The 13,252-nt window shown below is 43.8% G+C and carries 13 protein-coding genes; 3 read left to right on the plus strand and 10 right to left on the minus strand.

Annotated features, from left to right (window positions below):
* Positions 1–107: 107 nt before the first annotated feature.
* Both BUR42_RS23425 and BUR42_RS23430 read right to left on the minus strand, forming a co-directional pair.
* Positions 108–1,235: a FecR family protein gene (locus tag BUR42_RS23425; protein WP_074242007.1), complete on the minus strand. Its 1,128-nt coding sequence runs from the start codon at positions 1,233–1,235 to the stop codon at positions 108–110.
* A 52-nt stretch (positions 1,236–1,287) separates the two neighbouring features.
* Positions 1,288–1,845, minus strand: coding sequence for an RNA polymerase sigma factor (locus BUR42_RS23430; RefSeq protein ID WP_074242008.1), 558 nt, complete (start codon positions 1,843–1,845; stop codon positions 1,288–1,290).
* Positions 1,846–2,210: 365 nt separating this feature from the next.
* Between BUR42_RS23430 and BUR42_RS23435 the strand changes: the two genes are divergently transcribed.
* Genes BUR42_RS23435 through BUR42_RS23445 form a run of 3 tightly spaced genes read left to right on the plus strand, consistent with a single transcriptional unit; the run spans position 2,211 to position 8,407 of the window.
* The gene (locus BUR42_RS23435; RefSeq protein ID WP_074242009.1) at positions 2,211–5,732 is read left to right on the plus strand and encodes a SusC/RagA family TonB-linked outer membrane protein; all 3,522 of its coding nucleotides are present in this window, start codon (positions 2,211–2,213) and stop codon (positions 5,730–5,732) included.
* A 20-nt stretch (positions 5,733–5,752) separates the two neighbouring features.
* Positions 5,753–7,114, plus strand: a complete 1,362-nt coding sequence (locus tag BUR42_RS23440) for a RagB/SusD family nutrient uptake outer membrane protein (RefSeq protein ID WP_143197557.1) — start codon at positions 5,753–5,755, stop codon at positions 7,112–7,114.
* Between the two features lie 27 nt (positions 7,115–7,141).
* Complete coding sequence (locus tag BUR42_RS23445; RefSeq protein ID WP_074242011.1) at positions 7,142–8,407, plus strand: prenyltransferase/squalene oxidase repeat-containing protein; 1,266 nt, start codon at positions 7,142–7,144, stop codon at positions 8,405–8,407.
* 44 nt (positions 8,408–8,451) lie between these two features.
* Here BUR42_RS23445 and BUR42_RS23450 read toward each other — a convergent pair whose 3' ends face one another.
* The 8 genes from BUR42_RS23450 to BUR42_RS23485 all read right to left on the minus strand — a co-directional run bounded on the left by BUR42_RS23450 (position 8,452) and on the right by BUR42_RS23485 (position 13,230).
* The gene (locus BUR42_RS23450; RefSeq protein WP_074242012.1) at positions 8,452–8,799 is read right to left on the minus strand and encodes a hypothetical protein; all 348 of its coding nucleotides are present in this window, start codon (positions 8,797–8,799) and stop codon (positions 8,452–8,454) included.
* Between the two features lie 29 nt (positions 8,800–8,828).
* Complete coding sequence (locus BUR42_RS23455) at positions 8,829–9,239, minus strand: MauE/DoxX family redox-associated membrane protein (RefSeq protein ID WP_074242013.1); 411 nt, start codon at positions 9,237–9,239, stop codon at positions 8,829–8,831.
* Positions 9,236–9,706 (minus strand): hypothetical protein, encoded by a 471-nt coding sequence (locus tag BUR42_RS29645; protein ID WP_143197558.1) that lies wholly within the window; start codon positions 9,704–9,706, stop codon positions 9,236–9,238. Before BUR42_RS29645 ends, BUR42_RS23455 begins: the two co-directional genes overlap by 4 nt.
* 335 nt (positions 9,707–10,041) lie before the next feature.
* Entirely contained in the window at positions 10,042–10,512 is a 471-nt protein-coding gene (locus BUR42_RS23465; RefSeq protein WP_074242015.1) for a hypothetical protein, read from the minus strand.
* Positions 10,513–10,636: 124 nt separating this feature from the next.
* A complete protein-coding gene (locus tag BUR42_RS23470; RefSeq protein ID WP_074242016.1) occupies positions 10,637–11,389 on the minus strand; it encodes a hypothetical protein in 753 nt (250 codons plus the stop codon).
* Between the two features lie 78 nt (positions 11,390–11,467).
* Entirely contained in the window at positions 11,468–11,830 is a 363-nt protein-coding gene (locus BUR42_RS23475) for a DoxX family protein (RefSeq protein ID WP_074242017.1), read from the minus strand.
* 1 nt (position 11,831) lies between these two features.
* Positions 11,832–12,284, minus strand: coding sequence for a hypothetical protein (locus BUR42_RS23480; RefSeq protein WP_074242018.1), 453 nt, complete (start codon positions 12,282–12,284; stop codon positions 11,832–11,834).
* Positions 12,285–12,342: 58 nt separating this feature from the next.
* Positions 12,343–13,230, minus strand: coding sequence for a sigma-70 family RNA polymerase sigma factor (locus tag BUR42_RS23485; protein ID WP_074242019.1), 888 nt, complete (start codon positions 13,228–13,230; stop codon positions 12,343–12,345).
* Between the last annotated feature and the right edge of the window lie 22 nt (positions 13,231–13,252).

The following is a 13,252-nucleotide window of genomic DNA, read 5'->3' on the forward strand; positions in this document are numbered from 1 at the left end:
AGCTGTGTCAAGTGCAAAATGCGAAGATAGCCATGAAATGCGGCCGCAGTGGCGGGTTTAAATTGTTAAATTCCGGTAAAAGGGGGGTATGATCTTAATATAATTACCTAATCCATCTTTCGGGCAGGCACTTCTTTAGGTATATGCATATTCTCAGTTTCCACATTCTGTCTTTGCTTCACCTCAATCCTCTCCCCCTCCATCGTACACTCAATCCCCTGCCTCAGCAACCCCTCAAAAAACTCCCTGAGATCATTCTTATCAAATTGCCCGGTGAACAATTTTCCCTTAGGAGGATGATATTGGAATGCGACCTTCTTCCCCGTCCACCTGGCTAATACTTTAAACACTTCCTCCAATGTTTCCTCCTTATAGATATAAACCCCCCGTTTCCAGCTAAGCATTGCTGAGGTATCAACAGTGGCTGTATCTATCCCATTCTTCGTAAAGGTTCCCATAACCCCGGGGTTTAAAACAAGCGATTTTTCTCCTGTTTGCAATCTTACCTTTCCTTCTACCAATGCAACCTGGGCATTTGCTTTACCGTAATTTTTCACATTGAACTCAGTACCAAGTACCAGCACGGTATCTTTCTGCACGATAACTGCAAACGGATGATGGGCATCTTTGGATACTTTAAAGTAAGCTTCCCCGGAAACGCTAACATGCCTGTGTTTATCATCATGGAAAGACAGGGGGAAGCGGAGGCAACTGGCAGAGTTGATGGTTATCTCTGTACTTTCTGAGAGGGTGATCTTTAGATCTTTGCCTTCCGGTACATAGAGCGTAGCTAGTTCGCCACTGGAGCTTTCAATCGGTAGATCATGTTTGCGGAGGTCCAGGGGGATGGAATCTCCAAGATAACTGAGATCAATCACTTTCCCGTTATCAAGGATGAGTTGAATATGACTGCTGCTGGATAAGTAAACTTCTTGCGGAATAGGGCTCCATCTAAATAATAAATACAAAAATGGAATGATAACAGCCGCTACCAGCATCATTCGTTTGTATCTGAAAACAAAACGTTTTTTAGAAACTACAGGTGGTGCCATTTTCTGCTCCGCCCATTCCTGGATCTCTTTATCCGCAAAAGCAGCATGCTTTTCTTCCCAGAGTTTATAAACCTCCGGAAATTCTGCTTTGGCTGCATCAAGTGCGGCTTGATCGGCAGGGGAAATGATCCCCGCAAGCTCCTCGGCAATGAGCTGGTCATAATGGGCTAATGGTACACGCATACAAACCTATAGTTGCAATAATCGGGGATTGGTGACAGGAAAGGGGAATGATTTATTCATCCCCCTTTAAATACCTGCGCACCTGCTGTGCTGTACGGCTGATTTTTTTCTTTACGGCGTCAAGTGAAATGTTCATCGCCAGGGCGATCTTTTTTTGCGGTACCCTGTATACAAAGAACAATACGAATGCTTTTCTGTTGGAAGGAGCGGAGATCCGGGCAAGAGCACGGTAAAGTTTATAACGCAGTTCTTTCTCATCCAGCGTTGTTGGATCGAAGCCATGTGCTTGGTCTATATCTATATCCTCTTTGTAATTGATAGCCTGCTTATACAACTTGAGGCCTCTTTCCACGTAGGCACAATGTTTTTTGATAGCCTGGAACAGGTAGTACTTCAATGATACGTCGATCTGGACCTTTCTGCGCCTGTCCCAGAGAGAAACAAATATATCATTGACGGCTTCTTCAGCGAGTTGCCTGTCACGAAGCCTGTAGTAGGCTTCCTTTTTTAGAAATGTACAGTACCTGTTGAATAGTTCCGTTAAGGCTAATTCATTTCCTGCTATTATTTCCTGTAACAGCGTTAGGTCGTCTAGTTTTGATATATCCATAAAAATGAGTTGCGTAGATTGTTTGGTGGTGAAGAAAAGACATAGCGAAATTGCAGAAAATAAACGAAGGGGGTTGAAAGATTTAAGTTAATTACAAGTTAAGGTAAAGGCAGTTTATGACAATACGTTATGAGGATTCCTTATGAGATTATTTTTATCTATTAAAACAAATTTATTTTGAATAAGCAGTCACCATTCAACAAAATATGCAACTACTTAAATAGACTGTGAATATAAAAGCTTCTCTAATTAGCCTAAACACAAACCAATTGGAGTACAAACAAGTTAGTGATCTTGTTTACAAAGAATTTTATTGTACTCCTAAAACCAGCCATCAAAGCGGTTCGTATTTAAACTACCGGACTATGGAAAAATTTTATGTAAGACTATTTGTTGCATACTGTATTTTATTTCACCCCGTTTCTGAAAGCAATGCACAATCAGAAACACCTGAGGTAAAACACCGGAAGGTAACGTTCTCTGCAAAAGGGATACCGCTCTACGAAGTGTTTAAATCATTTACCCGGCAAACCAAGGTGAACTTCTTTTATTCAAGTGATGACATCGACGCCGATGAAATCATTACGGAAGAATTCGAAAACATCTCTATCGACAAAGCCCTCCACAAGCTTTTCGATGGAAGAGGGCTAACCTGGGATTACGGTACCAACGCCGTATACTTCAAAAGAGATACAAAACCGCCTGAGCAGACGGCCATAACATGGAAACTCCCTGCCCGGAAAGTTACAGATACTATCCGTCCAAGGAAAATAGCAGGGCAGGTACTGAACAAAAGTGGTAACCCTGTTATAGGAGCAACAGTGGCTTTGAATGGTGGTATCCATGGCCAATGTACAAACGGACAAGGCCGCTTTAGTTTTGACGGGGTGCAGGGAGATGCTACTGTTACAGTTTCCTCTATCGGTTACTGGGGAAAGGTGGTGGGAATAACCGGGAAAACCACATACATCGAAATTGAACTGAAAGATTACGTGCATGAAATGAAACCGATAGACATTGTTTCCACAGGATACGAAACAGTTTCAAAAGATAGTAGCACGGGTTCTTTTGCTAAGGTAGACAGTAAGCTGTTCAACCAGCAGAGCGGTACATACGTTTTATCGCGGATACCATTTATAGCCAACAGCGTGGCCAAAATACCTGAACATTTGAATCCAACCGGCACAAAGTTGACGGTCCGTGGCCTTAGTACCTTTTCCGGACTCAAGGAACCACTGATCATCCTGGACAAATTCCCTTATTACGGTGACCCGGATAATATTAATCCGAATGATGTTGAAAGTATCACTGTTCTTAAAGATGCAGCTGCCACCTCCATATGGGGAGCAAGAGCAGGAAATGGTGTAATTGTAATAACAACTAAAAAGAGCGCTTACAAACAACCACTTACTGTTACTTTGAATGCTAACGTTACTATGGTGAATAAACCAGATCTGTTTTCGATCAGCGACATGCGCCCGGCAGATTATATCAGTATTGAGAGGGAATTATTCAACAGGGGCCATTATAATGGCAGATTTACAAATCCAACACGTTTTGCGCTTAACCCCGTAGTAAAAATATTCCTGGATGAAAGGGAAAAGAAGATCACCCCCACAGAAGCCAGCGCGCTCCTGGATAAATGGAGGAATGTGGATGTACGGCATGACTACAGCAAATACCTTTATAAGAATGCCCTTAACCAGCAGTATGCGGTAAATCTCAGCGGTGGCGGGGAAAAGCACGCCTACCTGCTTTCCCTGGGGATCGACAGGAATAAAAGCGCCCTGGATGAAAAATACAACCGCGCTACCCTGCAACTGGCACAGACTTTTGAAGTGATAAAGAACCTTGAGTTCAGCGCAAACATCTATCTGATAAAAAGCACGACAGTAAGCGGAGCGCCGGCATATGAGCTTTACAAAAGGTCGCAACTCCCCCTCTACACACAATTGAAAGATGCAGAAGGGAACGACCTTTCGTTAGGTACCTATAACAGTGCTTACCGGCAGGAGTTTCTTGATACTTTGGGAAGGGGCATGTTGATGGATTGGGGATACTATCCGCTGCAAAATTATCTGCATGAGCAAAAAACTACGGAAATGAGGCATGGAAATGCCCAACTGGGTCTCTCCTATAAATTAAATAATGGCCTGTCTTTTTCCGTTGAGTATAATTACCAGCAGCAGAAAACAGAGAGCAGCCAGCTGTTCGACAGGCAAAGCTTTTTCGCCAGGGACCTGGTCAACCGTTTTTCACAACTTAACTACGATAACAACACCGTTAAGTATATCGTTCCCAAAGGTGCTATACGGGATTTTACCAGTAATAACCTGGTAGCACAGGATGTTCGTGGCCAGATCAGTTTCGGCAGAAAATTTAGAAAGCATCGCTTCACGGGTATTACGGGGCTGCAGGTAAGTAAAGTTACCACGGATGCAGGAGCTTATAGGATCTTTGGAATAAACGAAGCCGGTACCTCCAATTCGGATATAGACTTTGCAAACACGTATCGCAATATCGCTTCGGGTAAAATGGAAGACATTCCGAACAAATCTATGTCTGATGGAACGGATATCCGCTATGTTTCTATTTACACCAATACCACTTATACCCTGAACGACAGGTACGGAATTTCCTTAAGCGGTCGTGGTGATATAATGAACGCCTTCGGTGTGAACACGCGTAATAAGTTGAAACCACTGTGGGCTTCCGGCCTGAGCTGGAAGATCTCTAATGAGGAATTTTATCAAAGTAAATGGTTGCCGTATCTGAAGGTCAGGCTCACCTATGGCAAAAGTGGTAATGTGGATGCCAATCGTATCGGGGAAGCAACCATCCGGTACCTGGGACAGAATCCACTGGTTAATTCCGGATATGCTACAATTGAAAATGCCTTTAACCCGGAATGGCGCTGGGAAGAAGTAACGATGCTGAATGCGGGTGTGGATTTCAAACTGAATAAAGATAAACTCACCGGCAGCGTTGAATTCTTCCGGAAGAACAGCAATGATCTGTATAACCAGGTTGCTGTAGAGTCTACTACCGGCATGGGAAGCATTATGCTGAACACAGGCAAAATGACCAGCTCCGGAATAGACGTTGATCTCAATGCAAACAACAGGATCGGGAAATTTATCATCACCACTAACCTGGTGTTGAATGTTTATAAAGACAGGATCATCGGTATCAAAAGTAAAGATAAACTCACAGCAGGAGAATTAACAGCAGGAACACCAACCGGCCGGGATGAATTTCCGGTGTATGCATTGTTCACCTATAAATCTGCAAAACTGGATCCCGTTACAGGAGAAGCCAGGGGATTCCTGAACGGGCAACCCAGTTCAAACTACCAGGCAATCCTGGACAGTACGCAGGTTGATGATCTGCTCTATATGGGAAATATGCTGCCGAAAGTATCCGGTTCATTGGGGAATACTATCAGCTGGAGAGGGTTCTCCATTACTGGGCGTTTCATTTATAAGTTTGGTTATGTTTTCCTGAGAAAGAGTATCGGGTACGAAGCCCTGGCTAATGGACTCACAGGGCACGGTAGTTATTATAAGAGATGGAAGAAGAAAGGGGATGAAGCCTATACAACTGTCCCCGCTTTGGTATTCCCTCCCAAAGATGGTCAGGACCTTTTCTATGGATCTTCCAGCGACCTGTCCACAAAGGGAGATCATATACGGTTGAAATATCTTAATCTGAGCTATGACCTGTACCAATATAAAATCGGCAATGCTGCTTTTAAGCACATTCAGTGCTACATTATATTAAATGACGTCGGGATCATCTGGAAAGCCAACAAAGAAGGCATCGATCCCGATTACCAGGGAATGCGTGTTCCAATGGGCATTACCCTGGGCACCCGGTTTACCTTTTGACAAACAAAATCCATTATAAGATGATTAAAAACCTGCCATTACTGGTACTGTATTTTGCTACCCTGCAGATCGGCTGTGGTAAATATACAGATGCAAAGCCCAGCGAAAAAGATAACATCCCTTCCACCCTGGAGGACCTGCAGTCAATCCTGGACAATGATCCGGAGTTGAATCAAAGAAGTCCAAAGGCCGCAGATCTAAGTGCGGATGATTATTTTCTGACAGATCTCAACCTGGAATCACTGAACGCATATGAAAGAAGAACTTATATCTGGAGTAAAAGGGAATTGTTCATGAAAGGGAACCACAACGATTGGGCCTACGCTTATAAGAATGTAAACTCGGCAAATGTAGCGCTCACATACCTTGATAAAATGAAGGGAACACAGGAAGACCTGAATAATGTAAAAGGACAGGCACTCTTTCACCGCGCAAATGCATTCTTACAAGTGACTTTTATCTGGACATTGGCATATGATGAACAGACTGCAGATACAGATCTGGGTATTCCGCTGAGACTGGATGCCGATCCCAATAAATCAACAAAAAGATCAACGTTGCGGCAAACATATGAGCAGATTATTAATGACCTGAAAACAGCGGCTGGACTATTGCCTTTAGTTCCACGGGGAATTACACGTCCATCCAAACCTGCTGCATATGCATTACTGGCACGGGCGTATATGGCCATGAGGAATTACAAAGAAATGGGGAAGTATGCCATCCTGAGCCTGCATTACAAGAATTCATTAAAGGACTACAACACATTAGACACAAACTCTTTTATTTTATTTCCCTTTGCACCCAGGTTCAGTAACGATGCAGAAATCATTTTCGGATCAAATATCGTGCATACCCCGGCATTAAACTATGCCACGGCAAAGATCGATTCTTCCCTTTATAAATCCTTTAGTCAAAATGACCTCAGGAAGAAGGTCCTGTTCAGTGACAATAGTAATGCAACCTTTGGTTTCAAAGGAAACTACTCCGGTACTATCAATTTGTTCAGCGGGATAGCAACAAATGAAACATATCTTATGCAGGCGGAATACTTCGCAAGAATGGATCTTATTGATTCTGCCATGTTTGTATTGAACAAATTGCTAGAGAAACGTTTTGTTGTGAATACATTCATTCCTTTAAAAGCCGGTAATGCCCGGGAGGCATTATATTATATACATGAAGAACGCCGGAAGGAACTTATGATGAGAGGCCTGAGGTGGATGGATGTGAAACGCCTGAATAAGGAAGGCGCCAATATCAGGTTGAAACGGATCGTTAACGGGCAACTGTACGAACTGCTTCCGGATGATCCCAGGTATGCCTTACCCATACCTGAGGATGTGATTGAAATGACCGGTATAGAACAGAACCGGGAATAGCCTATATGCCATTTTAAAGAATACCGAATGAAAAAGCAAATAAGGATAGAAGAGATCAATCGTATAGTAGCAGAAGCCATTAAGAATTTAAGACTGCATCGCCGCCGGATAAAAGGAAAAGTAGGATGGCATCAATACCTGGGAGAAGGGAAAATTGGAACGATAGCAACGGCACAGGCACTATTAATTTTTCAGTATTATAAAGAAGAGATCAACGACCGCCTGAGGATAATTAATACTTTATTAAGCAGCCAGCTCAAATCAGATGATCCCGCTAAAGATGGAGGATGGGAATATGTAACCAACTTCCCTGGTATAGCCACAGTAGAAGCTACCTGCTGGGCATTACTGGCACTGTATGAAGAATACCGCGATGACCCTGTGGCACTTGCAGGATTGAACTGGCTGTTGAGAAATATCAATAGCGGCGACACGGATGAAGGCTGGGGAATTTTGCCTGGTGATATATCCCGGGTATATACCACCTGCCTCGTACTCAAAACACTGAAGGTCTACGGGAAAGAAAATACCTCCGCCTATGAAAGAGGACTTAACTGGCTGCTCGGCATCCAGAATTTGGATAAAGGATTTGGAAGCCAGGCCGGTGCCGCTTCCAACATTGTAAATACTTCACGTGTAATTATCACCCTCGCTGCAAACGGGCATGATAGTAACGCCATAAGATCTGCTGTGGAATGGTTGAAAGAACGTACCCGGAGTTTGCAGCAAACAAAAGCGAATATTGAACCGGAATACAGGGAATGCATTGATTTCCGCGGCCGGAAAATGTATTTTCATCACATGCCCCTGCAGAATGTTTTGGCAGCACTCATCTTGTCCGGCAGCACTAAGTGTGATACTGTGTTCGATGGCGTGAACAGCCTGATAACAGATAATAACTATTACTACTGGCAGCACCCCAATTTCAAAGATGGGAAACGAAAACCCTTATGGGCCATCTTTGATACGCTGGTGGTATGTAAGGCATTGCGGGAAACACCTTACAGCTGGTCTGCTTTAGGTGTGATCAATTATGAAGGCAACAGCATGACCTATACGGATGTAGCCAGGCCCTTCAGTTGGGAACGTTTTAAGAAGCGGTTTATTTTTGACCTGTGGGGAAAGATCTTTATCGGGATCTGTGTGCTCATGATCGCTTACCGGGTATTGGATAAGTACCCGGCATTAGGTACAACCGCGTATTTCTCTTTAATAATTATTCCACTGTTTATAGAACTGTTAGGGTATTATCTGACGGAGACAATTAAGGATAAACGCAGGATAGAACTTTAATAAGCAGCGGTTGTACCCTTGTACAGGATACAACCGCTGTAATTTTACGGCTTCGTGGTGTAGGTAAGACTAATCACCGCATCTGTTGCGTTGATGTAATCATTTGACCCGAAGCCCTGATCAGCCAGGTAGGCAGCCAGTTGCTGTGTTGGCGTTCCTGAATAATAGTAAAGCCTGTCCTCCTCTATCCTCAGGATACAGCAATCGGCATTCATGTCCATGCACTCCCAGCTGAAAGCAGCTTCTTCCCAGCGAATAGCAGATTCATAATAGATCTCAGCGCCGTTGGCAGGAATAAAATGGAAGCTCACCATAGATCTGGTTGGGGCGTTGTAGGAACTTAATGCAATGGCTGCGATCACAGCCCAAAGCCCTAAAAGGTACTTTTTCATACATGTGTTTTTTAATGTTAAAAGATGATCTATTTGCGGGGATTCATTAAGATCGCGGTGAAGGAGAGGATGGTAAAGAAGATGTTAAAGATCAGATGCTGTGTCCATGTCATTTTTTCCAGTACACCTCCGCAGGTGCAAGGGCGTTGAGGTGTGAATATGATCATATATCCTATGTAGAGCGTAAAAACCAACATCAGCGCAAAAGTGCTGTATAAACCAAGTCTCCTGGTACGTGGGATCAATAAAAGCAGGGATACGGTTAATTCAACAGCAGGCAGCAGAAAAGCGATGTATGTGGCTATGCCTCCTATTAATGGTGTCTCTTTTAATGCTTTTGAAAAAAGATTGAATGTAAATATTTTGCTCAGTGCTGTATAGACAAACAGGAATATAAATATGGCTGAGATAGCTTCAGTTATTTTATTCCTCTTTTTCATATGTATGTATCAAAATAGTGCTCCCTTAAAAGAGCTGCGACATATTCCTGATCGGATAATATCCCTTTATTAGGCTCGTCCACCATCACATGGAGGGACCTATATGTGCCTTTCTCAAACCTGCCATAATGAAAACCGGGAGACAGGTCCAGCAGGCAAAACTCTTCTGGACGGATATGCCTCATTTGACCGCGTGAACTGAAATTTACCGTGTTCTCAATACTGTAGTACAGGGAATACATTTTTTCCATGGAGAGTACATACAACGAAAGTGGCTGATGAATAAAAAAATTATTGACCCAAAGGCTATACCCCTGCTCACGAACGGTTTGATGAATGAGGGTACAGGCGTCATCGATGGTTACATTCCTGGTATGGTTTGATAAACTGATATCGGCATATTCACGGGGTATGTCTGTTGTTCGGATAGCGTTCGGAAAATGCTGTGTACTTAAATGGAATAACATAGCTAATGGTCTTTTTAGTTAATAACAAACATGCGTGTAATATCCGGCATTACTAAACGCCTCAATAATGCCGGCTTTGTTGAATTGTATCAGCTTTTTTTCAATTCGTGGAATGACAATTTCTTCTGGTGGTTCCTTACATGCAGGGCATAATGATCCCCTTCCTATTCTTCATATGGATAATGGCTAGTTTGAACGGGTTAAATTGGGAGGGGTAAACAGTACTCTTGTTATTAAGACGCAGAAAAAGGGGAAGCAGGGTGTAATCCCAGCATTTTCATTTTCTTGATTTTTTGTATGTAGTTGGTTTTAAGCTATTTGTGGGAGAACTGAACTTAAAAAGCGATATCAAAATAATGTTCCCGTAACAGGGCCGCTACGTAATCCTGGTTTTTAAGGATGGACCTGTGCTGATCATCCACGGTTAAATGAAGGGACCTATAGGTGCCTGCTGAAAAGATCCCGTAATGGTAACAAGGTGCCAGTTCCAGGATGCAAAATTCTTCCGGTGCCAATACAGTCACTTTATCAAAGCTCAGGAATTTGGCCGTATTCTCCACGCTATAATACAGGGTGTAGATCGGGTCGTCCGGAATCACATGGAGTATCAGTGGTTTATGAATGAAGAAGGTGTTCACCCAGAGGCTGTAACCACGCTCTTCTGTGGTTTGATGAATAAGGGTGCAACAACTTGCAATGGTTACATCTGCCGTGTGCCCTGATAATTTAATGCCTAAATGTTCTTCCGGGATAACGGATGAATGGATGGAATCGGGGAAGTTCTGTTGACTTAACTGGAATAACATGGCTTACAGGGTGAATGTTTGGGATTAATCTAACGGGTATACGAAATTGCGAAATGACACTGCAATATTATTGCAGTCATCAGCAAAAAAAATCCGGCTTCTTAGCAGAGCCGGACCTTTGACATTACTTATAAACGGGATCTCCCTGTTTCTCAGGGTCTCCCTTCATCTCTACGGCATTAAACTCCGGCAGGCCAAAATGCGCGTCCACTTCCACGAACTTCGGTCTTCCCCAGAAAGCGCCCATCTTTACACTGCACTTCACAAAATACACTTTGCCGGGCTGTACGTCCAGTGTGAGTTCTTCTTTTGTTTCTGTCTGCGCCCAGATAGTGAGTGGCCCGGGTTTGAGGATTTTTACGGAATACTTGCTGCCATTCCACATACGGCAATCCGCGGAATCTCCTACGTTCAGGTTGTAATGCACCAGTACGCCGGTTCCTCCTTTTGGCCTGTAAACACATACTACGGCATAATTTGCATCAGGTGCTACAATGGCAGTGAGCGATGAATCAAAAGCACTGCTGGAAATGGGTGTGTAACCTGCAATGTTTTCTGCATAATACACATCAGCTCTCAGGCGGTAACAGGTGCTTTTAGAATCGGGCGCCTTGAGTTCTGTGATCAGAATAATGTTAGCTCCTTTCTTACGTGCTTTTTCTTTGGCTTGTTCAATGGTGCGGTCATAACCACATTTGATCTTGAACCCGCCATCGAGCACTTTGATGTCTCCCATTTCTTTGGCGCCTTCCGGCAGGATTTCACCGGTTTTGAGGATGAGTACTTCGGCTGTATCATTGAGTGCCTGGGCAAAGGCATTTGTGCAAAAGCTAAAAACGCACAATAAGGTAAAGAGCCCCTTAAGTGAGAATTGCATAGGTATTAGTATTTACCTGCAATATAAGGGGTATCTGCCTCGTAGCAAAGTATTGCCATGAACAAGATAACCAGTGCTTTAGGCCTTTCTGAGTTCCAGTTTATGCAGGTACCAGGCGAAATATATCAATAACCCGAGCACCGTTAGGGGTTCTATTACCCCTATCACAGGATACCCTGTATTCAGCTTTGCGAGGAATGCAGAGAACAGGTTAATGCTGAAAGCCACATAGATCCATTCTTTTATTTTTACCGGCACCTGCGGAAAAAGTAACACCATGGCCCCTATGATCTTAGCCGTGGTAAGCTCTATCCTGAAATATTCCGGGAATCCCATCTTCGCAAATTCTGCTGCATGGGTGCCGGAATAATAAGCACTGAACAGCATAAAGAAGCTGATGGCGCAGGTGAGTGACCAGTAGATGATCTTTTCTCTTTTCATGTCAGTTGAATTTGAAAGTGCTTAACAGGTAAATGATAGCGAATAACACCAGCTGGGTAATGTGGAAGGTGTTCAGGTTTTTGCGAATGCCGGAGAGAGCGGGTGTTTCCTGTAGCAGGAGCTTATTGAGCTTCGCATTTTGCCGCCGGCCGAAGATAATGGCATTGAGGATCACCAGCAGCACCATTCCCATTTTGATCCTGAACCAAAGGAAGGTATCAAAAACACCGCGGGTGGCAATCATCATTCCCACACCGGATAACAGGATGAGTGCAGTGCCGGCAATGATCAGTACAGGTAATTTGTTGGAGACCCTTCTTACCAGGATGCCCTCCTGCGGGTTATGGGCATATAGTGCCCAGAATTTCCTGGTGAGTACAAAATCCGCTACCGTAACACCGGCCATCAGGCTGATGCCGATGATATGGAGCCATAAAGAAGTGTTAAAAAGCATGTGGCTATGTTTTATTTATACATAGGACAGGCTACTTGCTTTTTCTGTGACGGTGAGATCAGGTTTTTTTGAAATGCTTCAGTTTATCAGGATTGATCTGTAAGTAAATATTCCTGATCTGGTCTCCTTCCAGTTCAAAGGAAATAAGGCTGAAGGGCGCTCCGCCGGAGTAGGAGATGATAGAGGGCAATCCGTTTGCCACGATGATCTCCCTTTCCAGCCCGTTGATATAATCCAGTTTAGATACGGCACTAAGCAGTAGTTTACTGACGTTTTCCCTTCCGTAGATGGGTTTGGGCGGAGCAGCCAGGCGCTGGTTATTGGTAGAGAACAATCTTCCCCCGCCATCAGCAAACAATACGATATCTTCTTTCAGGGTATGGATCAGCTCTTCCATACTGCCTTCGGAAATAGCCTGTAAAAATTTATGCAGGATCTTTTCATGCACTTTCAGATCTACCTCAAAACGTTTGGTGTCTTTGCCGAGATTGTCTTTTGCCCGCTTCATGATCTGGCGGCAGTTGTCTTCTGTTTTTTCGAACATCTCCGCCAGCTCATAATAGTCATAAGCGAACACTTCCTTTAGTAGGAAAATGGCTCTTTCCTGGGGAGTAAGCTTTTCTAACAGGATCAGGAACCCTATGGACAGCGCATGGTAAGATTCAACCTTCGGGTTTTCGTAGTTCAGCAATGGTTCCGGGAGCCATAAACCAATATACTCCTCCCTCCTTTGCCTGGCGCTGTGGAGGTAATTAATGGACTTATTGGTCACGATCTTTACAAGATAGGCCTTTGTATGGCGGACGTCGATGGTGTCAGTTTCCATCCATTTCAGGAAGGTGTCCTGCACCAGGTCTTCTGCCGCATCTACATTACCCAGCATATTGTAGGCAATGGAGAAGAGCAGCGCTTTATATTCCAGGAAAGTGGCGGTTTTGTCTCTCATATAATATAAGACAATTTACCCC

It is taken from the genome of Chitinophaga niabensis, assembly GCF_900129465.1.
GTDB lineage: Bacteria > Bacteroidota > Bacteroidia > Chitinophagales > Chitinophagaceae > Chitinophaga > Chitinophaga niabensis.